The following is a 24527-nucleotide window of genomic DNA, read 5'->3' on the forward strand; positions in this document are numbered from 1 at the left end:
ATGGCATTTCCGAACTGATCGCTACCCGTCAATGCCGCCCACCTCGATTGTCGTTATCATGTCAGTTCCGCCGTTCTCTCTGCGTATTTCTGGACCCGTCCGACGACAGTAGCTCACTCGATAAATTTCATCACTGGCCTCGAGTTCGATGTATGCCTCTTTTTGGTCGTGGTATCCGACCTTGAGTTCAGGCGTTGATGCCTGAGACGGGTCGTTGGCATTGAATCGAACCAGCACACCTGGCTCGAGAGAGCGCAGAACCGAGTCGTACGCTCCGCAGTCGTCCTCTCGCTTGATTGTATCGGTAGACCGTTCGCTACTCATCGATCGCCCGGCACCTCCTGGAACTCATCGCACTCGTCAAGCGGATACTTGTCGATCGGTTGTGGGTACACGTCGTGGCCGTCAATCACCGCCCGGACCTGGCGAGCGGCGTTCTCGTCGTGATCGCTGCGATACAACTCGCCTGTGCTCTCGGTCCCGTAGACGAACCCCTCGCCGTCGTAGCGAGCGTACCAGGTGTGCTCGCTGTCGGACATGCCGCGNTACAACTCGCCTGTGCTCTCGGTCCCGTAGACGAACCCCTCGCCGTCGTAGCGAGCGTACCAGGTGTGCTCGCTGTCGGACATGCCGCGGTACGAGGGTTCGTGCGCGTAGAGGTACAGATTCTCGCCAGCCGTCTCGAGCACGTCAAGCCACGCGTCGGGCGAGAGGTCGGGCGTCTTGAGCGCGAGGATATCCGACTCGTCGAGCGCGTNCTCGCCAGCCGTCTCGAGCACGTCAAGCCACGCGTCGGGCGAGAGGTCGGGCGTCTTGAGCGCGAGGATATCCGACTCGTCGAGCGCGTCGGCGACCTGTACGACCAGCGGGTCGTCGTAAGCGGCAAGCGTCTCACAGAACTGCTCGTACTCGCGTTCGGCCTTTCGCATGGCATCACTCACCATCGGACTCACCTCGTGCATCGGGGTGAACGGGACCGAGTACACGGAATTTCTCTTGGAAGTCCGACCGGCGAACGTAGTTCCCAGCGCCCTCTTGGTCCCGGTACTCACGGGCGATCGAGACGTGTTCATAGCAGCCAACTGCGTCCTCGAAACGGGAAAAGGCCGCATCCGATAGCTTCTCGAGATTGAGGAACCGGACCGCCTTCTCGTCGGCCCGCTCGTCGTTGTCGTCGAACACGTCGCCCCACGTCCGGTCGGGAAGGTCGGTGATAATCGCCCACTCACCGCTGGATTTGTACTCACAGACAGTCCCCATCGTCGCCCCGCCCTCAAGCATCGGATAGTCGCGAGCGCGAGCTTCGTGAGCAGGGTCAACGCCGTCTACGCGGTGTTGGGTGTCAGGCATACCGGACCACCTCGGCGTCCGACACGCCGTCTTGGGCTTCCATCTGTGTCTTGAGCACGCCGGCTTCGCGTTTGCTTTCGGCACCGACGCTGTAACAGTCGATCCCGGCGACTGTGACACGAACACCCCACGGGTAGCCCTTGCCCTTCGGGTCACGTGGTTGGTGGAGTGGCATCTACGCCTCACCTCGCACTGACCGTTCGATCAACCTGTTCGCCACGGCAGCGCCGACGACCTGCGAAGCGCGGTCAGGACCGATTCCAGGGGCCTGCTGCANTCGCACTGACCGTTCGATCAACCTGTTCGCCACGGCAGCGCCGACGACCTGCGAAGCGCGGTCAGGACCGATTCCAGGGGCCTGCTGCAACTCCTCAGGGTCGTGCAACGGCACATCCTTGGCATCGTCGAAGTGCTCAAGCAGGCGCTCGATTGTGTACTCGGTCGGGTTCTTCCGCGACGAGTGCTTTCCCTGAAGTCCGACGCGTTTGCCCTTGTACATCGCCGCCCGAAGCATCCAGAGGTCGTGTTCGTTGACCTCGCGGTCGGAGTCGATCGGGTCCGGGTAGTCCCACGGTTCCACGCCGAAGCCATCGACCTGCTCGAAGTCCTCTGGTGCAAATCCGCGAACACCGTCTGCGATGAGTTTGCGTGCTTGGTCGGCGTTCATCGCGGGAGTTGATGAGATGCCGCCGGTCGGGTTACGGAAGTAGTACCGCTCTGACTCGTCTTTTGCAGCGAGTTGGATTCCCGCGGACTGTGGTATTTTCCGACACTCGTATCGCCACGGTCTGAGACCTGGTCTCGGTCGGCAAGCGACGCCATCTACACTGCCACCTCCTCACCGCGGAGGAACGCGCCTTCCATTCGATCGGCTTCGCGAGCGTCCTCATACATCGCCATGTCCGAGTACTCTTGCTCGAGTTCATGGCACGCCGTCGAAAGTTCATTCAGCCACCGTACTTCCATGTTCTCACCCCAGAGAATGAGCTTCTCTTTCCGGAGCGTCCGGAAGAACGCGTAGTTGACCGGCGGCCCGACACGGTACTGAATCGCTTCGAGCGCAACGCTACGACCGCCGGCCGGCACGTCGATTACCGCGTGTGGAATCTCGTCGCCAGACATCTACGCTGGCACCTCCTTGTCCGCGGCCGTTTGGATCTCAACCGTCTCGACGTGATGGACGTCGTCGTAGAACGCGTCAGGTTTCTCTGTTTGNGCTGGCACCTCCTTGTCCGCGGCCGTTTGGATCTCAACCGTCTCGACGTGATGGACGTCGTCGTAGAACGCGTCAGGTTTCTCTGTTTGTTTCCACTCGATCGTCGGGTCTGAGTCATCGCGTTCCCACCGCAGTGTTCGCGATGGACTGTCGATCGCCGCCGTGACGAGCTGTCCATCGTCGGCGGACTCGACTGGTCCCATGAGGGTCGTCGGCCCGTCACCGCTGATTACAATGCCATCGCCTGGTGTGAGTGTCTCGAGTAGGTCGATGTACTCGATGAGTTGTTCGTTCTCGGGTTTCCAGCCAGCACCGTGACCGTCGAGACAGCGTGTCTCCGGTGGGTAGCCGGCGTAGCAGTAGACCATCCCGCACTCCTTGCAGTGCCAGTCGATGTGCGGGAACTCGTAGTCGTCGGGCGTTGCAAGGATCATAGCACCGACACCTCGTCGGATTCCGGATCGATCACTTTGATATCGCGGTTCCCCACGTCGATATTGAACTCCGCAAAGACCAGTTGTGCCACCCGTTCAGTCACGACGTTAGGTTCCGGACCACCCCCCATATCGCCTTTCGAGATATCAGCCTCGAACGACTCGTAGCCGTTGACGCTGTTGACGTAGTGATGGGTGCTGACGCTGACGTGGTTGAAGACCTCAATCTCCTCACCATCACGTTCGACTGTGATCCGGCCGCGGCCGGTGAACGACGGCATTATGAATCACCTTCCACCGATCCGAGTAGTTCGAAGTCACCACACTGCAATCCGGTCGCGTCAGCCGTGAACCGCACACGCACTTCGACGCCTTCGCCGTACTCGCGAGCCGCGCGATCGACGGCCTGCTGGAGGAAATCGCCGTGTTCGGTTTCAGTCAGATACACGGATGCACACGGCAAACTCGCCGAGTAGCCGTAATCGGTCGGCGTGATGGTTCCTTCGACGGGAAATGGTGTTTCTACCTGCATGGTTACCTCTGTCCAATCATTGCCGCGTCGTCTTCGGCACCAACGCCATCGAGGATGCAATCGGCTGCGGCTCGAGCGTTGGTCTCATCAGAGAACTCCACAATCGCCTTGCCACCAAGCCCGTGGAACGCGACTGCACCATCCTCGTAGCCCATGACGTTCATCGCTTCGCCAACCTCAAACGTGTCCTCTCCCTCGTCGAAATACTCGCGGAGGATCTGTTTCTCGGTNTTTGAACTCGTCACGGGACTCTCGAACGTCGATACCGCGAAGCCCATCGCCTTCGATCTGTTCGATGCGCTCGTGCGTATACTCGACGCGCGTCTCGTGATACGCCGCTTCGATTTCGTTGTCCGCGTTCTCGTACTCGTCTTCGGAGAACGCCGCCTGTTCGTGCAGCAGATGTGCTTTCTCGACGCTCACCGTTCGAACTGGATCTGGAATATCGTCGGATATTGCACGCTCACCCCTGCGACCAGTTGGGATTCCCACTCTCGTCGCGCTGCGATTGCGCGCTCGCCACGAGCCGTCAGTTGGTAGTAGTTCGTCCGTCGGTCGAGCTGGCCTTTCTCGACGAGGCCCATGTCGACCAGCGTATCGAGATTCGGGTACAGTCGCCCGTGGTTGATCTCGCTGCTGTAGTAGGTGTCGATGACCTCCTTTACGTCTTGGCCGGACGGTCGGTCTTCCCCTGCAATGGCGAACAGGAGGTCCCGCTGGAAGCCGGACAAATCGTCCATCGTCTGTGGCGTTCTATCAGTATTCGACATTTTTCAAAACTAGTGAATATTGTACTTGAACGTTCTCCCGACTATCGAAATATAGGTCTTCGAGAGTCGATGGGTTAGAAGACACCCCGAGAGTATTATAGAACAATTTGCATACTCATCCTATAACGTCCCGACAAACAGTAAGTACAGGGCAAGCAGATACCGAAGCGGCTATCGGTCTATCCGAGATCTACCAAAAATCACCTGCTGAAGTACCTTGTCAACAACATCCACATCCGAGTGTTTATACTGTGTTAAACGCGCATAGAACACATGACCGGGAGTGGCACTGTCGAACGGATTTTTATCGCACCTGAAGCCGAAGCGGAGATGGAAGAACAGACCGACGTTGAAGCAGTTGCTAGGAAGGGGCTCCGAGGTGATCGCTACTTTAGCGAGATTGAGACGGGAACCTTCGTCAAGTGGGAGCCAGATGAGGAACGCCACGATGGGTACGACCTCACGTTGATCGAGCAAGAGGCTGTAACAGCAATCGAACGTGAAGCGAGAATCGAACTCGCACCGGGAGAACACCGACGAAACATCGAAACCCGTGATGTCGCACTCAATCATCTCGTTGGACAACGATTCCGAGTCGGTGACGCCATCTGTCGAGGTGATCGGCTGTGTGAACCCTGCAACCATCTTCAGCGCATCACTCAGGACGGCGTATTGCAGGCACTCACCCACCGAGGTGGGCTCCGAGTGGACATTCTCGAAGATGGGATGATTCGCCCCGGAGACGTAATCGAACCGCTCGAATAATCCTCGTTCTATCGTTTAGAAACAGTTCGTATTCCGCTTACAGCTACCATATCTAGTGGGCGATCGACCCGCTTGTAGTACGGGTCATCGGGGGAGAGAAGAACGTGTGCCTACGGGAGCGCCCTCCAGAGATCCTCGCAGAGGTCATCGGCGTTTTCGAGGCCAACGGATACCCGAACCAACGTCTCGGGAATCTCCGCTGATTCCTCACTCCGACTGAACTCGTCGCGGATCATTAGTGACGGCACCTCAACAAGGCTCTCAACCCCACCGAGACTGGCTCCCGGCGTGAATACCTCAAGGCCCTCGATGAACGCCTCAAGTTCGATGAGTGTGCCGTCAAACTCGAAGGACAGCATCCCGCTGTACCCCGACATCTGCTCAGTCGCAAGATCGTGTTGCGGGTGGCTTTCAAGACCCGGGTAGTGAACCCGAGCGACCCGATCGTGGCTTTCGAGGAACCGGGCAACTGCCATCGCGTTCTGCTCGTGATATTCCATCCGCGCGGGCAGCGTCTTGATGCCTCTTGCAACGAGATAGCAGTCGAACGGCGAAAGCATATTCCCAAGCCCAACCCGCTGCGCGAACGCCAATTGCTCGAAAACTCCACCGTCGTTAGTGATAACGGCACCGCCGATTGAGTCGGAGTGTCCGTTGAGGTACTTGGTGGTGCTGTGGACAACGATGTCGGCACCCAGTTCGAGCGGGGCTTGGCAGTACGGACTCGCAAAAGTACTGTCCACGCCGAACAGGGTATCGTGGTCATCGGCGATGTCGGCTATCGTTTGGATATCGCACAACCTAATCAAGGGGTTCGACGGTGTTTCTGCCCAGATCAAGTCAGTGTCCGCGTTGACTGCATCGGCGACGTTGTCGGGGTCACGGGCGTCAACAAAGTCGATGTCAACGCCAAGATGTCCGGCCATGTGTTCCGTGAGCAGTTTTTCGGTTCCGCTATAGATGGTGTCCGAGGAGACGACGTGGCCTCCTGGGGGGACCAGCGACAGCATCGTCGTCGATGTGGCGGCCATTCCGGAGGCGAACGCCAATCCATACTCGCCGCCTTCGAGGCGGGCTAACTGCTCTTCAAGAGCTGCCCGCGTCGGATTGCTCTCACGCGAATAGTCGTGTTTATTGGCGTCCTCCCCGCTGGCCCACTCGAACGTAGTCGAAAGATGGATCGGCGGGACGACGTCGTTTGTTCCATCTCTATGAGGATGCATCTCGGTTTCAGCTGCGCCGACCGCGATGGTTGCGAATCGATTCCTGTCGGATTGGCTATTGTGTCGTGTCATCAGATACTCTCCACGGGACCCACATAGACCCGATTTAGAGGGGTGTTCATAGGAATGTTCTCAGTTGCGAAGGATAGGTGTGAAGTTTCCGGCGAGGGTGGCCAGAATCCCAAACCCGACTTGGACGTGGGTCAGCGAGTCGTTGGTTGCTACCCGTTGTATGCTCCGAGAGGAAGCGTCAGCTGACAGAAATAACAGCGGTAGGTTCGCACTGTCTCTGTATCGGCTCTTCCCGAAAAGACTCGCCGAAACAAAGTGACGAAACGGGTGACGATTTCATATGCATTGGACGACGCAGTCTCAACTTCTGTACGAGTCCAAGTTGATGGAAGTTGAGACTATACGGGCTATAGGACCGACAAGATGCAGATTTCAACCGGCAAACTCGACCCGCTTCAACTCCTTTGATTTACCGACCCACACCGACGCCCTCTAGTGATTCAATAGAGCCGAATGTAGATAAAATCGATACTCTTCCGCACCCGATTGAGACCGAGCTGTCTCCTTCTCGCGAAAGATCCTGTGGTTCAAATCCGGGAGGCACCGTCCGTCTGCGATCGACAACGCGTATCGCGAAGCGAGTGACCCGTCGGCCACGAACCGCCTTCCGAACCGACGAGGACGTCTCACGCCGACGCCTTCGTCAGCGGTCCGAGTGGAGACCGGACGGACTGGAGACGACATCGTACTCGAGCAGAGCGCATCACCGAAATCGCGTCGTGGGAAGCGAGCTCAGGGGTCACCGATCGAGCCAGCGATCCAACCAGGCGTAGGCGTTCGACCGGACGTCGGCGGGGAACTCGTGGCCGCCGTCGAAGAACGTCAGCTCGAACCGCTCTGAAACGCCGGCGTCGGCGTAGGCGTCCGAAACCGTGTCGCCGAGCCGGCGGACGGAGTCCGGCGGGAAGATGCCGTCTTCGGTACCGTGGGTCACCAACAGCGGCGTCGGAGCCGCGTCCGCCAGGACGTCGTCCATATCGCCGACCGTCAGCAGCTCGGGGACGTACAGCGCGAAGTTGTGGGTAATCTGCTCGCGCTGGACGGCCGCGAGTCGCGCCGCGCCGCTTGAGACGACCGCGGCGTCGACGCGGTCGTCGAACCAGGCCACCCAGGCGGCCTCCTGCCCGCCGAGCGAGTGCCCGAGCACACCCAGGGAATCGGGAGCGACCGAGTCGTGGGCTTCGAGGATGTCGAGCGCGGCGGCGAGGTCCGAGAGGTACTTCGCCTGGAGGGAGGAGCCGCGAAGCAGACGGTCCATCGCGACGAACTTCTCGTAGTCGGCGCCCGCGGGGGCCGTCCCGGCCGTGCGCTCGCGCTCGGCCGGGCGACGGTCCTCGAAACAAAGCAGGTCCGGACAGCAGACGACGTGGCCGCGCCGGCAGCACTCGACGCCGTAGTGGTACGCGGCCGTCTCGCTCAGCCCGGCGGGGTCGGACTTGCCGACGGCGAACTCGCCCGCGTGGGGGTGGACGGCGAGGACGCCGGGGCGCTCGTCGCCAGTATCGACGTCGTCCGGCACGAGCAGATAGGCTCGGGCTCGCTCTCCCGGTTCGATGTCGTACTCGACGAGTCGGCGCTCGAACCCGTCGGCGGCCGTGGTCGAGACGGTTTCGACGGCCGGATCGGAGCGGTCGGGGATCGTCCCGAGGTGATCGAGGATCGCGTCGCGAGTGGCGCTCATACCGGCACGACGACCGGCGGGACCATAACTACACGCGTGACGCCCTGCGGATCGAACGCCGTCCGCCGCCCGGACCGACGGGCGCGACGTCGAACATTTATCGGCGTTCGAGTCGACGTTCGGAACGGACCGACGGTTCAATCGCATCATGGCCGACGACGACGATTCCCCGCCACCGGACCCGCCAGGCAGCAGTCCGGAGACCGTCGCCGGCTCCGATCGGATCGCCGCGGCCGCGGATCGGTTCATTCGATTCGTCGAACTGATCGCGGCCTGGGTGTTCGCGATCCTCTTCGCGATCGGCGTCGTCGACCTGACGCTGCAGATCCTGCGGTCGATTCGAGCGCGGACCATCACTGATCCGCTCGTCGTCATCGGGTTCATCGACACCGGCCTCCTGCTGTTGATCATCGTCGAGGTGTATCACACGGTCATCGCGTACACGCAGGAGAGCGAAACCCGCCAGATCGTCAGGCTCGTCATCTACACTGGCGTGATCGCGATGGTCCGGAAGGCGATCATCTTCCGGACGGACGAGTACGCGACCGCGCAGGACGCCCTCTTCGCCGCCGTCTCGTACACGATCATCATCTTCGGCCTGGTCGCCTTGCTCTTCGCGGAGCGCGTGTACGGCTGACGCCGCGGCCACGCTTCGTTCGTCGGGTCGACGTGCCCGGGCGGCTCGGCGAGCGACTCGCGGCCCTCGTAGATCCCCTGGCCAAGTTCCACGAGACCTACGAATCGATCGGCGAGTACCCGTCGCTGGTGGTGCTCTTTCGACCGCCCGAGGCGGATCCGGCTGTGGCGGACGAGCCGTCGGCGGAAGCGTACAAGCGCCAGTTCTGGGGTGTCCTCGAGTACCTGCAAGACCACGACCCCGAGCCTTGGCCGGCGTCGGTCCTGACCGATCCCGAACACCCGAAGTGTCAGTACTGCTTCGCCGGCGAACCGACATTCCTCGTGGGCCGCGCGCTGTTCTACGAGCGGCGCCGGAGCCGGTTTACCCCGCACGGGCTCGAGATCACCGTCCAGCCGTGGGGCGTCTTCGGAGGGACTGACCGGACTCGACGACGAGGGGCAGGAGGCTCGGACGCGGATCAGGGACCGCCTGGCGGCGTACGGCGACGTCGCGATGCACCCCGACGCGGGCGACTTCATCGACCCGCGGACCCGGGAGTGGAAGCAGTACATGCTCCCGGAGACGAACGCGGAGAGCGTGGCTCGGTGTCCGCTGCCCGAGCGGACCGACGTCGAGGAGAGTCGGCGCGAGCGCGAGTGACGGCGACGGTGATGGTCGCGAATTTGCGGGACAGAGGCCCGTGGGACCGAGGCTTGTGGATCCTCGGTCGAAGGCCGGAAGCCGCGTGTTCGCGGAACCGGCATGCCGTTCGGGCAAGCCACTCTTCAAGAGGCGGGCCGCTGTCGGCACGAGTATGAGCGACGAGGCGATCACCAACGAGAGCGACACGTTCGAGATCGGCGACGCGACCGTCCACCGACTCGGGTTCGGCGCGATGCGGATCACCGGCGAGGACATCATCGGCGCGCCGGACGACGAGGACACCGCACGCGAGGTCGTCCGGCACGCCGTCGACTGCGGCGTCGACCTCATCGACACGGCCGACTCCTACGGCCCGGCCGTCAGCGAACGGCTCATCGGCGAGGCGATCGGCGACCCCGACGACGTGCTGGTCGCGACCAAGGCCGGCCTGCTGCGCAACGACGACGGCGACTGGATCGCCCACGGCGATCCGGACTACATCCGCAATCAGGTGCTCACCTCGCTCGGTCGCCTGCAGACGGATACCATCGACCTCTACCAGTTCCACCGACCCGACGACGACACGCCCTTCGAGGACTCCGTCGCGACGTTCGCCGAACTCAAAGACGAGGGGTTCGTCAACGAGGTCGGCGTCAGTAACGTCTCGCCGGAACTCCTCGACCAGGCCCGCGAGCAGGTCGAGGTCGCGACTGTCCAGAACCGGTACAACCTGAACGATCGCGGGAGCCGGGAGGTCCTCGAGATCTGTGAAGAGAACGGCATCGGCTTCATCCCGTGGGCCCCGATCGACGGCGACGACCTCGACGCACACGGCGACCTCCTCGACGAGATCGCCGACGAGCACGACGCGACGTGGCGTCAGGTCGCGCTGGCCTGGCTGCTCGAGCGGGCGGACGTCATCCTCCCGATCCCGGGAACCTCGGATCCCGACCACCTCGAGTCGAACGTCGCCGCCACTCACCTGTCGCTCAGCGACGACGAGGTCCAGCGGCTGACCGAGGCCGCGAACTGAGGCCGCCGCGATCGCGACGCGGTCGGTGTGTTCAGAATTCTCGTTTCGGCGATACACGAGCGTCGTCTTGTGCCACTCGTTCTTACCTAAGTGGAGCTTTCGGTCGTTCACGTACCGATCCGTATCGCTCTTGAGGAGTCGCTTCGCCTGGGCTCTCTCACTTGTGTGCATCCGCTTTGGAACGGCGTACGTAAGCCCGCGTTTGCTGACATCTCCAAAACGTGTTGACTGTCGAACTCTCGGTCAATCAGTACGTTGTCACCTTGGACGAGGTCCTCAGCCGAGTTGAGCAGGTCTTCGACGATCGGCTTGATTTCGGGATGCTTCGATTTCGGGCCGTGCGCCCGTAGCCACGGCGCGAGCACGACAGTTGTGTTCCCGCCCTCGTCCCTTACCAAGAAGAATTCAACGAGTAACCGCTACTGGAGTTCTTCGATGAGGGAAGCAACCGCTTCGTCGGCGATATCGCCTTCAAGACGACCTTGCCAGAAATCGATGTCCACGTGGTCAATTGATTGGACACCCCACGGGACGATTCGACTCTCATCCGGCGTCCCGCCACGAAGCCAGCTCTCCTCAGGGATAGCAATGAGACCGTCCATCCATGATTTCGACGTTAACATCATCACTATGTACTGCTCGCCGTGGAACAGCCGACCCTCGTGATTCGAGAGAACGAGCCACGGCCGAGCAGCTTCCTCGCCTTTGAACGTGTCATCACCATAGACGACATCGCCTCACTCGAACACCGGAGTAGCTTCCTGGTCGGTCACTGCTCGTTCTCCACACTCGGATGTGGCTCGCTGGGGGCGTGTTCGCGCCAGGATGCCTTGTCTTCCTCGCTGAGTTGGTCGTTGAACAGGGCAGTCGCCCGTTCGTAACTACTGTATCCCTCAAGACGCTCATCGTCGTCAGTCACCGCCCAGTATGTCGCCTTGTGTTCGACCAGATCGCGGTCCTTCAACCGTGAGAGCGCAGTGCTGACTGCACTTTCGTCGACACCGATCTGGGAGGCGATTTCGCGGGCCTTGAACGCCCGACCCTCGTTGGCGGCGAGAAATCCGAGGACCTGGTCCGGGACTGAAAGATCCGCGAGCTCGTCCTCACTCGTGTTTTCGAAGGTGTCTCGGTCGATGGACATCGTTGAATGCGGATACGTGACCCACTGTAAAGAGTGTTAGGAGTGAAAGCTACGAAAACACTGAAGGGAAATCACTGTTGATCACGGAGCAGTTCGCGGATCGTACGCATTGAGAGAACAGTCTCAACTTCTCATTGCATAGGTGAGAACTGGCAGTGCCATGTCCGCCGGAGTATTGACTGATCAGGAAGCGTCTCGAAGCCAAGCTGCTGACGGATCATTGGCCGCCGTTTGCGGTGCTCGAGGAGTGCTGTTTTGTGATCTCTGCCGGAGGCTTCTTTTAGAGAAACGCCCCTGCTAGTATTCGCATTGCGTACGTTGCTGGCTGGTCGTACTGATCGTACGGAGTCAGACCAGCGTATGCATTGGGTTCTTGAAATCCGATGGGTTAGAATACACCTCAGTAAAATAGGGGTACTCTCAACTACTGGATCAGGCGATCGGGAACAATGTACTTAGAACTAATCGGTAGTATCGTCAAGAATCAGATTCGAGTCAGTCAAGCAGAACACCTATTTGATTCGAAGCCACATTCGAAGATAGGTTGATACGGGTCATTTCGTAGCGCGAAAGCGCTGAAATGACATTTGGAGAAATTCAGTAGTGCCAACGGTGAACTCCGCATATTGATTTTCGCTACCGCTACACTACGGACAGAATCAGCCACGAGTTCAGCACGACCGCAATTGACCACGGCAGCGCCAAGCATGCCGGTAAGACGAGTCTAGAGGATAAGACTACAGTTAGTTTAGGAGGCCTGTAGAGCGTGGATTCAGACGATTCAGTTCAAGAAGATCTTTCAGACTCTCCCTCAGTTGCTAACTCCTAGTAACCTGAAGTTGACTAAGTGGATTCGTCATGCTTAGCTACCTGTGAAATTTAAACAGCAAATACATTTCGATTATATCTATCCATGAACAATCAATCTGTCTGTCTTTAGACAAGGTGGAGAATATATATGTAAATGCGACGATTTTCAAAATATGGTCTCCAGACGTAAACCGGTTCTAGTATCACTCGGATTCCTTATCGTTGTACTTCTTGCTGGAATGGGCGCATTCATAGTTTCTCATACAGGGCCAGATGGGGAGGGAAACGGTGATGTAGATGTTGAATCCTATCCAATTGGTCCCGAAAAACCGTCCCCATTGAACTCCTCGAATGTAGGGAGCTATGCTGTAACGTACGAGGAGCGCCTTTTCTATAACGACCTACTTGCAAGCCGTAACCATAGTTTTGATGCCGATGAAAGTGTAATAACCGACTGTACCACTACATCAGTCTCAAACAACAGTACTGACGAGTATCGCGTCCGTTTAGAGTGTCGGGGCGGGATCACTGACTCATCGCAACTGTCTGAATCGGAGGAGCACACTTACTCAGCCGCATATCGAATAACAAATGAGACGACACAACAGACTGAACTTCAGAATTATCCTTTTGATACGGATAGAAGGTTCAATACTGAGTGAATTAGAAGACACCTCGAGAGCGTCATAGAACGGTTCGCATACTCATCCTATGACGTCCCGATAAACGGTAAGTACAGAGCAAGGAGTTACCGTTGCCAGCATCCGCGAGCGAAGCAAGCGGTTCACCGCTGGTGCAGGTGAAGCCCGCGAAGGCGGCCTTTGTAGCGTAGATTTTGCGCCAAGAGGTTCCGAACGAAGTGAGGAATCCCGAGGCGGAAAAAGGTACGTAGCATACGGAGTTGCCAGAGTACAGGGAAAGAGACTACCGCGCTTTCCATAGACTATTGGCGCGTATCAATCCATGCCAATCCTGCGAACCCAATATACATTGTAATCACTATACACAGACCTACGGTTAGATACTCACCTAGTTCAGAGTTCACGAGATGGACACCGAACAGGTTACCGATTAATACTCCCAACATCGCCAAAGCTGGCGCACCAAGATATCCATACCATGGATTGTTCCATGCCTTGGTGTCAAACCGGAATAGTCTGGCTTTTAACGAATCTTTCACACATCGATATACGTTTTGGTTTACATCAAAGTAGCGGTCAGTAGGCACGTGTGGGGAACGTCTGTTCGGTCCAGAAGAGGCAAAAGAAAGGCCATGCGACTCGTTCTATGACACTCTTGGCACCTCAGTAAAATAGGGGTACTCTCAACTATTGGGTCAGGCGATCGGGAACATCGTACTCAAAACTAGTTGGTGATATTTTCTGCAACCGAGTAGAACGCCTACCTAATCTGGCGGATGTCCTCAATGACACTCACCAAGACGATGATAGCGAGCACGGCGTAGACCGCCAGTAACCCACCACCGAGGATCGGTTCGATACTCGACTCAAAGAGGTATATCAGCACGATTGCGAACATCGCAGCTGTTCCAACGCCGCGAACCATCTGGCGGTCAAAGCCGAATATCGTTGTGGCCGTCATGGTTGGTTTGATCGCCCGCAAACCCCTCTCGGGGTAGTTCAGGGCTTTCGCCCTGAGTTATGCGAGCAGCCCGCGAAGCAACCTCACAAGGGTGAGGACAACCACGGCGAGTTTCGCCGCGACGGTTGCCCACTCCTTCAGCCACTTCGGCGGTGGGTTTACATGGGTCATTTCGACCCATTTTATGGTATGTACTACCACCCCTAAAACACATCGGATTGAAGACAGGTCAAAACACCTCAGTTAGACTTACCTGCGTCGGGCGGATAGGTGAAAATGGGTTTACATGGGTCATTTCGTAGCGCGAAAGCGCCGAAATGACTTTTGAGCAAAATTCAGTAGTGGCAACTCTGATTTTGGAGTCTATCGCTACCCGGCCACAGACAGAATTAACCACGAGTTCAGCACGACCGCAATTGACCACGGCAGCGCCAGACATGCCGGCACGATGAATTGATACGAGCGCGGACAGAGAGGACGACAGGCCAACCCGACGCCGATCGCGCCGGCTTTCAGCGTGAGGATTCCAACGAGCCCGCCGTTCGCGAGAGCATGCTGGCCAACTGGATTCGACTCGACGAGTCCGAGCTGTAGGCCAACGAGTGTCGTGACGATATCACCGATCAGTGTGAGCACGACGAGTCCCTACAGGACGCGGTCAACAGTTCGGGTTGAGAATGGAAGTTGCGGCGTCGCAATCGAGTATTCGCGCGTTGCCATACGAGGGACGGCAACGGGACTAGATTAGCCGGTTTCGCCGACTACCGTTATCGGTGGTGTCATAGGAGAGTTTTCACACCGCTATGCGGTGTCCGACGAATGATCAATACAGAGGATGGACTTATCGGTGCAGACAGTGTATTGTCTCTATATGCCCGAAGAAGTCCTGTTCAAATCAGAGAGCGACCAGACCCGAGAAGACATCGCATCGTATCTTCGCAGTGTCGCTAATAANCTCTATATGCCCGAAGAAGTCCTGTTCAAATCAGAGAGCGACCAGACCCGAGAAGACATCGCATCGTATCTTCGCAGTGTCGCTAATAAGCTCGAACAAGGGGGTGCAGTCACACTGAAATCCGGTTCCGAGTCCGTGACAATGGAACCGCCAGCCCGTCCGACGTTTGAGGTCAAAGCTGAACGCGAAGGGCCAACGGACGGACCCGGTGAATTGAGTATCGAGTTCGAACTCGAATGGGACGAGAACGGCAGTGAAGGGAACGACGGGAGCGGCCAGTTGGAAATTAAGTGAGAAATTAGACACTTACTGAGAGGGTGATTCACCGCAACGTAGGTGGAACAAACTCTTGGGAAAGTTCTATGACATCCACGCTATCGGGCGTTCTCAAGCGTAGTGAACGCTTCGCCAGTCGCAACGATCAACGCCTCTTCCGAGTATCCGTCCTCGCCGTAAACCACGAGTTCGTTCGGCGCGTCGACGGTCTCGACATGTGCATGGTTGATCCGGTCTTCCCACTCGGGAACGGGCACATTATTCACCGACTCGATAGAATCGGCGTCGACCCACTCAAACGCCGAAACTGACTTGCTCACGTCTTTATCGGTAGGGTGCTATGTCGAGTCCAGCATCCGCGAGTCAGATAGGATTGTCTGATCGAGCTCACGCCCCAATTGGTTCAGCTCTTCCGGGGTTACTCCTAACTTCTTGTCCCACCGGCTCACCTGGTACGATGCGCCGACCTTTGGGTGAAAGGGGCGAATCGTCGCCCTGGCTAAGCGCTTCTCTCGCGTAGTAGTGCTTGATCTCCTTCGGAAGCGAGTGGTCTGGGAACGCTTCGCGGATGCGACGATGATCTCGAGCAGGTGGTCCATCGACGCTATCGAGCCATCACGAGCGTGTACTGGACCGCTGGCGTCCTCGTGAACGTGTACGTACCGCTCGGCGTCTTGTAGAGTCCTCGCGGAACTACTGAACTCGTTTGGCTGTGAGAGACTTACGATCTTGATTAATCTCGTGGATACTCATTTTGGCATAAATAACGGTTTGAACATATGTGGCAAGAAGATTTATTCCTAATCACGCTTGATTTGGCTATTAATGAGTTATAGCACCGATCCAGAGTCATATTGGAATGAACGGATAAATGATAAATGCCGCTACTCTTCTGTTGGAAAAGAAGCTCTTCCAAATACAATCAATAAGTATCGGCGAGAAAAAACCTTTGGGAGGATTAGTCAGACACTCGAAAACAACTCCGTGGATTTAGAGAATTCTCAGGTATTGGATGCAGGATGTGGTACTGGTATCTATTCAGAATTTTACTCATCAAAAGGGGCGAACGTATTTGGTATTGACCTTTCACAACAAGCAGTTAATAAAGTAGAACAATTAGGTATCCCTGGCTCTTATCAACAATCTAGCCTAAATTCAGTCCCGTTTGATGATAACGAATTCGATCTTGTTCATTGTTTCTCTGTCCTCTACCACATTGTTGATGACCAGATTTGGAAGGCGAGCCTTGATGAATTAGATCGGGTAACAAAAACAGATGGCTATCTATTTTTGCGGATTGCATGGACAGATGAAGAGAAAAGACCGGGCAATCATGTGAAAATACGTTCAAAGAACGACTATATCCATGAACTCTGCGAGAAACGACCATACTCACTTATAGATGCTCATCCACTCCACGATGAAATACAGTATGAAGAAGTGTTCAAGGCCATCAATAAATACTTCCCAACTGCTATCTCAGAAAGTTGTTCTCTAGTAACGAAAAAAATGGATCTATTCAAGGAACATAGCGAACAAAAGCTAGTAGTGTTGAAGAAAGAGTGAATTCTCACCGGTGGTTATCTCAGCCTCACAAATAACCCATATTTTTCAGCTGCTGTTCGACGGACTCTGATAACTGTGTTTCACCTTTTGGATGGACTGGATTAAGTTGTGTTAAGTGGTCATCTAATTTAGATTGTAACTCTCCAGAGTCGCAACCTGCCATCCGATCCTCTTCCGGGTAATATATCAGTTTCGAAGATGGTGATTTCCAGGTCGCGTATTGTTTGAATGGTGGATACGCAGACTGTGGGTACTCTAACTCACTATCTGCCCGTTCATAATGAACGAAGGCAGCATCACGGGATTCATTTAATAGAGAGACACTGTTCGTCTCTGGCGGATCTTCACCGGCTAGTTCAAGGATCGTTAGATAAAGATCGTTCAATTGAACTATAGACCGGCGGCGTCCCGATGTAAGCTGCTCAGTCGGATCGTAGACCAACAGTGGGACTCGTATAAGTTCATCGGCAACTGAAAATGAGTGACCAAACATACCTTTTCCCCAATCAGATCTCCATGATCACCGAAGATGATAACAATCGTGTTCTCCTCCTCCCCGATCTCAGAGAGCGTATTCACAAGCCGTTCGACCAGCTGATCAGTCTGGAGGATCGACGCTCTATAAGGTCTTTCATCAGCGGCACTCGCTCTTCATCAATCTCGAAGTTCTCCGTGTAGATTGCTTCTCGGTTGTTCTTGAGTGTTCGCTGGTAGTTGACGTTTTTATGTAATGATCGCAGTCCTTCGTCACCGAATTCCCGATAATATTTGATATTTGGTCGATATGCGTGATGTACATCGTTTAAATGAATCATATAGCAAAACGGTGAAGAACATTCTTTGAGCCGCGAAATACTGTTAGAGACAGTTCGAGATCCCTTAAGGCGATGTCTGAAAAACGCCTTACGCCCTTTTACTAGGGGCGCTTCTAAAATTTGCTTGATCCCTTTCTTCACGGGGCTAAAGGACTGCTCTTCAGTTTTACTCTTGATGTTCGTAATTCCGTCACCCACCATCCCCGGCATCCGAGTATGTTCGTGATTGAATCCGCGCGCCATTTCAGCGGTCCGGAACCAGTCGTTATGTGTGAACGATCGAGTTTCGTATCCCTCATTTTGAAGGAGTTCAGCGAATGTAGGGTGATCGCCTAGTATAGTTTTTTCATCATTGATTTAGTGTTCTGTGGGATATAGACCCGTGAAAATTGAGGTATGTACTGGAAGTGGTCATACTGACGGGGAGATCGCTCGTTCGAAAACTGTTGATTTCTCTGCGAATTTCTCAAGGAAAGTCATTGTGTTTTCGCCATCATTCAAAAATGAACAGAAGTCATGTCGAAGACTATCGATCGATATTAGTAGGAAATTTGGATGTACCATAATATCTATATCTGTGTAATATGTATTATATAAATATTCGGAACTTGGCTGGAAAATGAAAACTAAACAGATCAACTCTCGCCTTCAATAAGGCATTCTGTCTTGATATTTCTAGCTACATTTATAAAGAGTCGTCTAAAACAAGAAGAACAGAATGTCTTTATTGGAGTTAACGAAAAAGGGGTTGGGGAACCCTCGCGGTGTGGCGGAATACTTAGTCCCTCGTTCCACACTGTCTGGATTCGAATTGGCTATTTCATCCCGTTTTCCTTATGGTGAGAATGTTCTGCATAGAAATTGGGATTTGCTTATTGTTTTAGACACATGCCGAGTAGACGCTCTCAACCAAGTCCAAAAATCTGGTACTTTTCCCTGGTTAAATGATCTTGAGATATCTTCTCGTCGATCGATCGGTGGGTCAACCCTTGAGTGGACTGCACAGACATTTCGAGAGCAAACGCAAGATCTAGCCTCTGATATCGATTATATTGCTGGGAATATGGTCGTTGAAGATGTTCTTACTGGCAACCAAAATCCGGAGGATGCCAGTAACTCATCTTGGAGCCCCACAGCGTGGGAAACATTATTACCAGAAGATTTCAACGATTTCGTGTCTGTATGGGAGCAACGGAATGTGAAAAGTTCAGGCAAGGGTCACAAAGACCGACCTCACCCTTCTGCGGAGGTAGTCACTGATGCAGCGATTCACCATGCTCGTGAAAATGATTTAGAGCGAACGATCGTTCACTATATCCAGCCCCATTATCCGTACTATGCAGCTGCCGAAGCCGAGGGGAGAACAACTCTTGAGGGATGGGAGCGGTATCCATTCCCGTCAATGATGTCTGGGGAAATCTCTCGTGAGGCTGTCTGGTCACAGTACATTTCTGAATTGGAGTCGGTTATCGATAGCGTTGGTACGTTATTGGAAAACTTCGATGCAGACCGTGTTGTGATTACTTCTGACCATGGCGAAGCATTTGGTGAATGGCTTGGATACAAACACCGTGGTGGGACGATCCATCCGCATGTACGCCGAGTTCCGTGGGCAGTAACTACAGCAACAGATACTCACACATATGCACCAGAATTAGATCTCAAGGAAACCGAGATGGAGCGCGAGAAGATGCTTGAAGCACTTGGATACATGTGAACATCAATGCCAGACTACCAGCTAAAAACACAGACTATCAGCCTCTATGACTTGCTTCGACGATGTGCTGACGAAGCGATTGATTTGCAACGTGAGGATGGCTCGTTCCCATCTGCTCAAAACGGTGTATATGGCCAACTTGAGACTCCAGTTGGAACAACGTCCCATTGGTTGGATCTCTTTTTATTTGTCTATAAACAAACTCATGATCGGCGGTTTCGTCAGGTCGCAGACCGCGCTGCAACGTACTTAGCTTCAGATGAGGCTCGTCCCCAAGGATATACATTTTATTTTCGAAAGGCAGGTGCAAACCGTTGTAACGGCATTGTTGGCCAAGCAAAACCGATCGAAAGTCTATATCTTGCGGGACAGCGGCTTGACCGCCCTATGCTTGCCAATATAGCGACCGAGGTATTTACTCTGCACCCATTCGATGATCGATTGGGTCTCTGGGAAGCAATCGAAGTGGATGGGACCAATTTATCGTTCGATCGCACACTCAACCACCAGATTATCTTTGCTGCTTCGACTTCCGAATTAGCGTCACTGTCGAAAGTAGCTGAAAACCGTATTAACGGGTTTCTCGATCACCTTGCTGAAACAATCGATATACATGATGATGGTCTGGTATGTCACTATATCCGACCGCCATTGAAGAATATTATACGAACTATTCCACAATTATCCTCACACGCACACCTTGTTAGAAACGAGATCGCATCCCACTATTATGAACGATCCGAGAAGCGGCGGACAAAGGAGATCGGATATCACGTGACTGTTCTATCAGCCCTCGCAAAATTAAAGGAAAATTTTCCAAAGCACAGTGTTTGGGACCAGAGAAAAATCCAGAAAGCGTTCTCTTTCATTGAGACTGAGGACTATCAACGGAAAGTCCAGGCAAACACCCCCAAATATGGAAGCGTCTTACCTGGGATACACCACGCTTGTATTCTAAGTACATTCTTTGATAGTACCGAGACAGAAATCTCGAACTCAATAGAAGTCGAGATATCACGGTCATACGATCCAGAAACAGGACTATTCACAGGCGAAGGTACTGATCCTATGTTCCAGTCTTCTTTAATAAACTTCGCCACTATGTTACCAGATGTAGATATTGAGGTACCATTCAGAGAACTGTAACTACTGGTCACATAGTATTAAAAAACACATCTTCATACTCCGACGCAATTTTATTGACTGCAAAATCTCGTGCTCTCGATTCCAGCTCGTCTGACGTAGGAGGAGAATCTAAAACTCTCTCGATCCCCGACGTAAGCTCATCTACTGCACCAACTGGCACTAATGGTCCGTATTCTCCGCCTTTGAGGATTTCTTCCGGCCCACTTGGACAATTTGTTGATACTACTGCACATCCACAAGCCAACGCTTCAACAAGAACCATTCCGAACCCTTCGTACTGTGATGAAAGTACAAACACGTCGGCTCTTGAAATGTAGGCGAAGGGATTTTCGACGAAACCAGGGAATTCAACCCTGTCTTTGATGCCCAGATTAGTTGCAATTTCCTTTAGTGATTCTGTTTCATCACCTTTCCCGAGAATCAATAAGCGTAAATTTTCGTCTTTCACTCGTGAGAATGATTCAATCAGTGTGTCAAATCCTTTTTGTGGGACGTGTCGCCCAGCACTGATAACCACGTTATAGTCGTCGTTATTGAGCCAACGATGGGAAACTTGCTCTGACGCATCAGTACGGATTCGATTTATGTTTATTGGATTATGGACTTGTGATATCTTAGATTCGCTCAGACGGGACACATTGAGTAGATCCTCGTAGACGCCGTTTGAGACTGCCACTGCGTGGTCTGCAAGCGAGTAAGTGAGTGTCGCTAGTTTCATAACTGCTAGATCTTTTTTTGAGTCGATACTATTCGTAGGCATATTGTGTTCGCTGAGTATAAGGCGTGAATCAACTCGAGAAAGACGGTGTGCGATGGTGGCAATTATATTTATTTCCGTCATCATCGCGTACAGCACATCTGGGTTTTTCCGATTTAGGTATCGACGAAGTGGAAAAACCGTAGTGGCCACACGATCTTCACCTAAGTCGATAACTGATACCTCCTCTGGTAGTTCATTCAGCAACTCGCCCTCTGCATTGACTAATACGACCTCAATGTCATGGCCCTTCTCTACTAATCCTGTACATAGGTTCAGTGCAACACGCTGTACGCCCCCAACATCCATAGATGTAAGATATATTGAAATCGATCTTCCCATGAAAATGCCTTTTTACTACCCCCTCTTATGTCTCTTGGCCGAATAGTTTTCACAACAGATGGCGTAGCCACTATCCGTACCCCGGTACCTGCCACAGTCCTCGGGGCTCCTTACTCCGATTCGTTTTCGTCGGCGTCGAGTGCGTCGTGTATCACGTTCCGAATCCGCTCGGGGTCGTCAGGCGCGTGTGGGTACTGCTTGCGGAGCGCCTGCGTCTGATGGACCCCTCATCTGGCAGATCTCGCTTCCTACAAGAGACACAGAACTGCGACGAAACGGGCCTACATAATCGCCAAGACGCCAACGATCCAGACCGGATGGGTAAGCAGTACGAGGGCGCTGATAAGCGGTCTATCACGCAGAAACGCCGCAGCGGCGTACAATCCGGCGAAGATGGCGGTCCGTCCGAGATAGAGGAATAGTTGCCACTGCGTGAATTCGGAGCCACCAGACACCAGAACGGTCGAGATCCGGGCATCGCTCAGTACTATGGGTGCGAAAAGGAACATGAAGACATACGCAGCGGCTATCGCGCACGCCCCCCAGAGTACGACGAGACCAATTTCCAGGACACTCGCTGCTGGCCGATACCGCACGTACACGAGAACCCCAACAACGAAGGGTACTAACCCGACGATCGGTTGCAGTGGTTCCACCAGCGCTCGCAGCAGGTCGAGCCGCAACGCTATCGTCGTCCAGTAGGCCCACTCCAAGGCCAGTCCGACCCCGACGATGCAGACCAGCACGCCGATAAACGTTCGCCTGTCCAGACCGATGGTCACCGACCGAATGTCTCTATCCAGGCCTGATAACGATGAAAAAATCCCATGAATTGTAGTCATGATAGCTAATACACATACGGTGATAAGTATCTTCTGTGGCTGGAACCCCTCAGATAGATCTATTTTCGCAACATTTTGGGAATAGTGAGTTGATCAAGAGCGGTATCGATCGCTGTTGTTAGCTCAGCAAGTTTCACCCAATCAGTATTCTGCTGCCCAGACAGACGACTTACAGGTGATCGTCTACGACGAACGGATCGAAGACTCCTGGATCCAGTCGGACAATTGGATTGACGCACTGGTAATAGCTTGACACCCTTCCGCTTCTACCCCGTGATCGTGGAAAACCCCGATCTGACAGTCATGGGGTTCTAGATGAAGGATGATGTTATTTACTGTTAGCTGCCGAGAGCCATACCCATGGCAGACGAACACGAGTGTGACCTCTGTGGTCAGTCGTTCGACACGGAAGAAGAACTCCACGAACACGCACAGGAGGAGCACGAAGACGAAATGTGAGGGGACCGGAACGGATCGGTCTCGCGACCGAACATCCTCGCAGCGTGATTTTTCGGGCTTCGTCTCCGTAGCGACGAGTCCCGCATTCATGTCGAATCATTCTTCGAGCACCGTCGACCGATGGTTCCGTATCTCACGCAGAGGGGACCATACTACAGTTCACCGACAATTACGTTTCCCCTTGATTGTGACCAACAATCTATTAACTATCCGCTCAACTTGAGACTGTTCCGTAGCAAGCCCATCATACGTAACCCCGAGAGTATGCCCTGTGAGCGGCTGCCCGACGATGATTTTCGAGAACACGTGATGATATATTTGCAGGTCGTTGCGTGCTCCGCTTTTTTCCTGCTGGTCCTCGAATAGTACTGTATGTGCGTCGTTTCAGCCCTCAGAAGTTCCACGTTCGACGCCTCTGTCCGAAATACAGGTGATGTCGGTGACTGAGTCCGGCGCGTACCCTCCGATCGAAGCCTACGGCGTCGTCGGCAACCTCGAGACGTGCGCGCTCGTCGCGCCGAACGGTTCGGTCGACTGGTTCCCCTTCCCGCACCTCGAGTCGTCGAGTATCCTCGCCGCAATTCTCGACGCCGAATGCGGCGGTCGGTTCCGGATCACGCCGGCCGATTCCTTCGAGACGGATCGCCGCTACGTCGACGACACGAATGTCCTCGAGACGACCTTTCAAACCGACGGCGCCACGGTGACAGTGACGGACTTCCTGCCGCCGGCAGGCCGCGTCGCCCATCCAAAGAAGGTTCTCTACCGCAAAGTTACTTGTATGGACGGAACCGTCGACCTCGAGGTCGAACTCGACCCGCAATACGACATGGAAACAAAGCCAACGCCAGATTCAGACTCAGCCGACATAGATCCACGTACCGACGCGAAATCACACGCCACAACCCGCTGAACGACACTGCGGTGATGGTTGCAGCGGCTCTTGTCGTCGACGCCACCAGCCATCATGGCCGGTCCCGGTTTTTCGAGGACGAGTCCGACTGGAGTGGTGATGTTCTCGACGGATTCGTTGGGGGTGTCACGACCATCGCACAGTCACAGTGCCAGCGGTGGGAGGCTACGCCAACATCGAGATTCTGATCTGCCATCTTCCCCGCGGCCCTTGGCAGGCAATCGTCACTGCAACTTCGAGCGCGCACTCGTCAGAGTACTTCTCCTCCGACGTCCTCCATGCGGACGACCACACAGTCTTGCTGCAATTCCAGGTACGTGGAGTACAAGGCACCCAGCGGGGTGTGTCCGTGGAGCAAGTCGACCCGAACCACACGTCCCAACGCTGTTCTCGGACGGACTGCGAGTTCACGTACGGCGACAACCGCCACGGTGACGCTTCTCGTGCCAAAAGTGCGGATACGAAGTGACTGCGGCCTACAACGCTGCGAAGACTATCGGGGGACGGTACGCTCGGAAGCAACATCACAGACACCGTTCCTCGCCCACGTCGGGGGGCGGAAACGCCCAGTAAACGTGCGTGTGAAGGGGAGGACGTTGAACGGCGAGAGTCACCGGCCAATCGCTGCGACTGATTGCCGAGAGGCCACATCAAGGCCTCACCCGCAGGGAGCGAGCGAAGCCTCCCGTGAGCGAGCAGAGTGGGGTAGTTTACAGGGAATTGTAATATCCCAGTACGGAAGGTGATTCACGAACCACGTGTGTTAGCTGTAGGCAGCGTAAACGAGAATGTCGTCCCCTCGCCGGGCTCTGACTCGACCCAGATTTCGCCGCCGTGGCGCTCGATGAT

28 protein-coding genes and 7 pseudogenes are annotated in these 24527 nt (G+C 54.8%); 14 read left to right on the top strand and 21 right to left on the bottom strand.

Features of this window, described 5'->3' with window-relative positions; all coding sequences use genetic code 11:
• Window positions 1-21 precede the first annotated feature (21 nt).
• From C481_RS03280 to C481_RS03330, 8 genes are all read right to left on the bottom strand, one after another.
• Complete coding sequence (locus C481_RS03280) at window positions 22-324, bottom strand: hypothetical protein (RefSeq protein ID WP_006107519.1); 303 nt, start codon at window positions 322-324, stop codon at window positions 22-24.
• A gap of 609 nt (window positions 325-933) precedes the next feature.
• Entirely contained in the window at window positions 934-1350 is a 417-nt protein-coding gene (locus tag C481_RS03290) for a hypothetical protein (RefSeq protein ID WP_006107521.1), read from the bottom strand.
• Entirely contained in the window at window positions 1343-1525 is a 183-nt protein-coding gene (locus tag C481_RS03295; RefSeq protein WP_006107522.1) for a hypothetical protein, read from the bottom strand. Before C481_RS03295 ends, C481_RS03290 begins: the two co-directional genes overlap by 8 nt.
• Before the next feature lie 647 nt (window positions 1526-2172).
• Window positions 2173-2472 (bottom strand): hypothetical protein, encoded by a 300-nt coding sequence (locus C481_RS03305; RefSeq protein WP_006107526.1) that lies wholly within the window; start codon window positions 2470-2472, stop codon window positions 2173-2175.
• A gap of 524 nt (window positions 2473-2996) precedes the next feature.
• A complete protein-coding gene (locus C481_RS03315; protein ID WP_006107529.1) occupies window positions 2997-3281 on the bottom strand; it encodes a hypothetical protein in 285 nt (94 codons plus the stop codon).
• On the bottom strand, window positions 3281-3532 hold the full coding sequence (locus C481_RS03320) for a hypothetical protein (RefSeq protein ID WP_006107531.1): 252 nt from the start codon (window positions 3530-3532) through the stop codon (window positions 3281-3283). The genes C481_RS03315 and C481_RS03320 overlap by 1 nt, the downstream gene beginning before the upstream one ends.
• A 2-nt stretch (window positions 3533-3534) precedes the next feature.
• Window positions 3535-3696, bottom strand: coding sequence for a hypothetical protein (locus C481_RS21895; protein WP_161605620.1), 162 nt, complete (start codon window positions 3694-3696; stop codon window positions 3535-3537).
• A 255-nt stretch (window positions 3697-3951) separates the two neighbouring features.
• Complete coding sequence (locus tag C481_RS03330) at window positions 3952-4272, bottom strand: PadR family transcriptional regulator (protein ID WP_006107534.1); 321 nt, start codon at window positions 4270-4272, stop codon at window positions 3952-3954.
• A 303-nt stretch (window positions 4273-4575) separates the two neighbouring features.
• Between C481_RS03330 and C481_RS03335 the strand changes: the two genes are divergently transcribed.
• Window positions 4576-5067: an MOSC domain-containing protein gene (locus C481_RS03335; RefSeq protein WP_006107536.1), complete on the top strand. Its 492-nt coding sequence runs from the start codon at window positions 4576-4578 to the stop codon at window positions 5065-5067.
• A 110-nt stretch (window positions 5068-5177) separates the two neighbouring features.
• On the opposite strand, the gene C481_RS03340 is transcribed toward C481_RS03335, so the two are convergent.
• Entirely contained in the window at window positions 5178-6362 is a 1185-nt protein-coding gene (locus tag C481_RS03340; RefSeq protein WP_049904403.1) for a trans-sulfuration enzyme family protein, read from the bottom strand.
• 739 nt (window positions 6363-7101) lie between these two features.
• The gene (locus tag C481_RS03345) at window positions 7102-8043 is read right to left on the bottom strand and encodes an alpha/beta hydrolase family protein (protein WP_049904408.1); all 942 of its coding nucleotides are present in this window, start codon (window positions 8041-8043) and stop codon (window positions 7102-7104) included.
• Between the two features lie 148 nt (window positions 8044-8191).
• Here C481_RS03345 and C481_RS03350 point away from each other — a divergent pair, with 148 nt between their 5' ends.
• From C481_RS03350 to C481_RS03355, 4 genes and pseudogenes are all read left to right on the top strand, one after another.
• Window positions 8192-8680, top strand: coding sequence for a phosphate-starvation-inducible PsiE family protein (locus tag C481_RS03350; protein WP_006107539.1), 489 nt, complete (start codon window positions 8192-8194; stop codon window positions 8678-8680).
• A gap of 32 nt (window positions 8681-8712) precedes the next feature.
• Window positions 8713-9084: pseudogene (locus C481_RS23165) on the top strand (YqcI/YcgG family protein); the annotation flags it as partial.
• Window positions 9085-9097: 13 nt separating this feature from the next.
• Window positions 9098-9322: a YqcI/YcgG family protein gene (locus C481_RS22890; protein ID WP_275040050.1), complete on the top strand. Its 225-nt coding sequence runs from the start codon at window positions 9098-9100 to the stop codon at window positions 9320-9322.
• Between the two features lie 154 nt (window positions 9323-9476).
• A complete protein-coding gene (locus tag C481_RS03355; RefSeq protein WP_006107541.1) occupies window positions 9477-10337 on the top strand; it encodes an aldo/keto reductase in 861 nt (286 codons plus the stop codon).
• A 21-nt stretch (window positions 10338-10358) separates the two neighbouring features.
• On the opposite strand, the pseudogene C481_RS22580 reads toward C481_RS03355, so the two are convergent.
• The 3 genes and pseudogenes from C481_RS22580 to C481_RS03365 form a co-directional block, all read right to left on the bottom strand.
• Window positions 10359-10648: pseudogene (locus C481_RS22580) on the bottom strand (transposase); the annotation flags it as partial.
• Window positions 10649-10756: 108 nt separating this feature from the next.
• Window positions 10757-11110, bottom strand: a pseudogene (locus C481_RS23170) (type II toxin-antitoxin system PemK/MazF family toxin).
• Window positions 11107-11478, bottom strand: a complete 372-nt coding sequence (locus tag C481_RS03365; RefSeq protein ID WP_006107543.1) for a MarR family transcriptional regulator — start codon at window positions 11476-11478, stop codon at window positions 11107-11109. Before C481_RS03365 ends, C481_RS23170 begins: the two are co-directional and overlap by 4 nt.
• A gap of 983 nt (window positions 11479-12461) precedes the next feature.
• On the opposite strand from C481_RS03365, the gene C481_RS21035 reads away from it, so the two are divergent.
• Window positions 12462-12950 carry a hypothetical protein gene (locus C481_RS21035; protein WP_083860882.1) on the top strand — a complete coding sequence of 163 codons (489 nt, stop codon included), beginning with the start codon at window positions 12462-12464 and terminating at the stop codon, window positions 12948-12950.
• A gap of 739 nt (window positions 12951-13689) precedes the next feature.
• On the opposite strand, the gene C481_RS03370 is transcribed toward C481_RS21035, so the two are convergent.
• On the bottom strand, window positions 13690-13890 hold the full coding sequence (locus tag C481_RS03370; protein ID WP_006107544.1) for a hypothetical protein: 201 nt from the start codon (window positions 13888-13890) through the stop codon (window positions 13690-13692).
• A gap of 871 nt (window positions 13891-14761) precedes the next feature.
• On the opposite strand from C481_RS03370, the pseudogene C481_RS22895 reads away from it, so the two are divergent.
• Both C481_RS22895 and C481_RS03380 read left to right on the top strand, forming a co-directional pair.
• A pseudogene (locus C481_RS22895) lies at window positions 14762-14836 on the top strand (amphi-Trp domain-containing protein); the annotation flags it as partial.
• 15 nt (window positions 14837-14851) lie between these two features.
• Window positions 14852-15139, top strand: coding sequence for an amphi-Trp domain-containing protein (locus tag C481_RS03380; protein WP_006107546.1), 288 nt, complete (start codon window positions 14852-14854; stop codon window positions 15137-15139).
• Window positions 15140-15219: 80 nt separating this feature from the next.
• On the opposite strand, the gene C481_RS03385 is transcribed toward C481_RS03380, so the two are convergent.
• Together C481_RS03385 and C481_RS23175 are read right to left on the bottom strand one after the other, a co-directional pair.
• Window positions 15220-15441, bottom strand: coding sequence for a hypothetical protein (locus tag C481_RS03385; protein WP_006107547.1), 222 nt, complete (start codon window positions 15439-15441; stop codon window positions 15220-15222).
• A 13-nt stretch (window positions 15442-15454) separates the two neighbouring features.
• A pseudogene (locus C481_RS23175) lies at window positions 15455-15801 on the bottom strand (DUF7845 domain-containing protein); the annotation flags it as partial.
• 145 nt (window positions 15802-15946) lie between these two features.
• On the opposite strand from C481_RS23175, the gene C481_RS21040 reads away from it, so the two are divergent.
• On the top strand, window positions 15947-16687 hold the full coding sequence (locus tag C481_RS21040) for a class I SAM-dependent methyltransferase (protein ID WP_006107549.1): 741 nt from the start codon (window positions 15947-15949) through the stop codon (window positions 16685-16687).
• Window positions 16688-16712: 25 nt separating this feature from the next.
• Here C481_RS21040 and C481_RS21600 read toward each other — a convergent pair whose 3' ends face one another.
• On the bottom strand, window positions 16713-17180 hold the full coding sequence (locus C481_RS21600) for a hypothetical protein (protein ID WP_152422143.1): 468 nt from the start codon (window positions 17178-17180) through the stop codon (window positions 16713-16715).
• A gap of 82 nt (window positions 17181-17262) precedes the next feature.
• Entirely contained in the window at window positions 17263-17745 is a 483-nt protein-coding gene (locus C481_RS21605; protein WP_152422144.1) for a hypothetical protein, read from the bottom strand.
• Between the two features lie 475 nt (window positions 17746-18220).
• On the opposite strand from C481_RS21605, the gene C481_RS21610 reads away from it, so the two are divergent.
• Together C481_RS21610 and C481_RS21615 are read left to right on the top strand one after the other, a co-directional pair.
• Window positions 18221-19219, top strand: a complete 999-nt coding sequence (locus C481_RS21610) for an alkaline phosphatase family protein (RefSeq protein ID WP_152422145.1) — start codon at window positions 18221-18223, stop codon at window positions 19217-19219.
• 6 nt (window positions 19220-19225) lie between these two features.
• Window positions 19226-20365 (top strand): hypothetical protein, encoded by a 1140-nt coding sequence (locus C481_RS21615; protein ID WP_152422146.1) that lies wholly within the window; start codon window positions 19226-19228, stop codon window positions 20363-20365.
• Window positions 20366-20372: 7 nt separating this feature from the next.
• Here C481_RS21615 and C481_RS21050 read toward each other — a convergent pair whose 3' ends face one another.
• Both C481_RS21050 and C481_RS03400 read right to left on the bottom strand, forming a co-directional pair.
• The gene (locus C481_RS21050; protein ID WP_006107553.1) at window positions 20373-21464 is read right to left on the bottom strand and encodes a glycosyltransferase; all 1092 of its coding nucleotides are present in this window, start codon (window positions 21462-21464) and stop codon (window positions 20373-20375) included.
• 281 nt (window positions 21465-21745) lie between these two features.
• The gene (locus C481_RS03400) at window positions 21746-22306 is read right to left on the bottom strand and encodes a hypothetical protein (protein ID WP_006107554.1); all 561 of its coding nucleotides are present in this window, start codon (window positions 22304-22306) and stop codon (window positions 21746-21748) included.
• Between the two features lie 360 nt (window positions 22307-22666).
• Here C481_RS03400 and C481_RS23285 point away from each other — a divergent pair, with 360 nt between their 5' ends.
• The 3 genes and pseudogenes from C481_RS23285 to C481_RS23180 all read left to right on the top strand — a co-directional run.
• Window positions 22667-22765, top strand: coding sequence for a C2H2-type zinc finger protein (locus C481_RS23285; protein WP_449406447.1), 99 nt, complete (start codon window positions 22667-22669; stop codon window positions 22763-22765).
• Window positions 22766-23198: 433 nt separating this feature from the next.
• Window positions 23199-23594 (top strand): annotated as a pseudogene (locus tag C481_RS03405) (trehalase-like domain-containing protein); the annotation flags it as partial.
• Window positions 23595-23992: 398 nt separating this feature from the next.
• Window positions 23993-24304: pseudogene (locus C481_RS23180) on the top strand (zinc ribbon domain-containing protein); the annotation flags it as partial.
• A 121-nt stretch (window positions 24305-24425) separates the two neighbouring features.
• Here the strand turns inward: C481_RS23180 and C481_RS22900 are convergent.
• Window positions 24426-24527: ATP-binding protein (locus C481_RS22900; RefSeq protein WP_152422147.1), on the bottom strand; the 102-nt coding region annotated here is incomplete at its 5' end.

It is taken from the genome of Natrialba asiatica DSM 12278, assembly GCF_000337555.1.
Taxonomy (GTDB): Archaea; Halobacteriota; Halobacteria; order Halobacteriales; family Natrialbaceae; genus Natrialba; species Natrialba asiatica.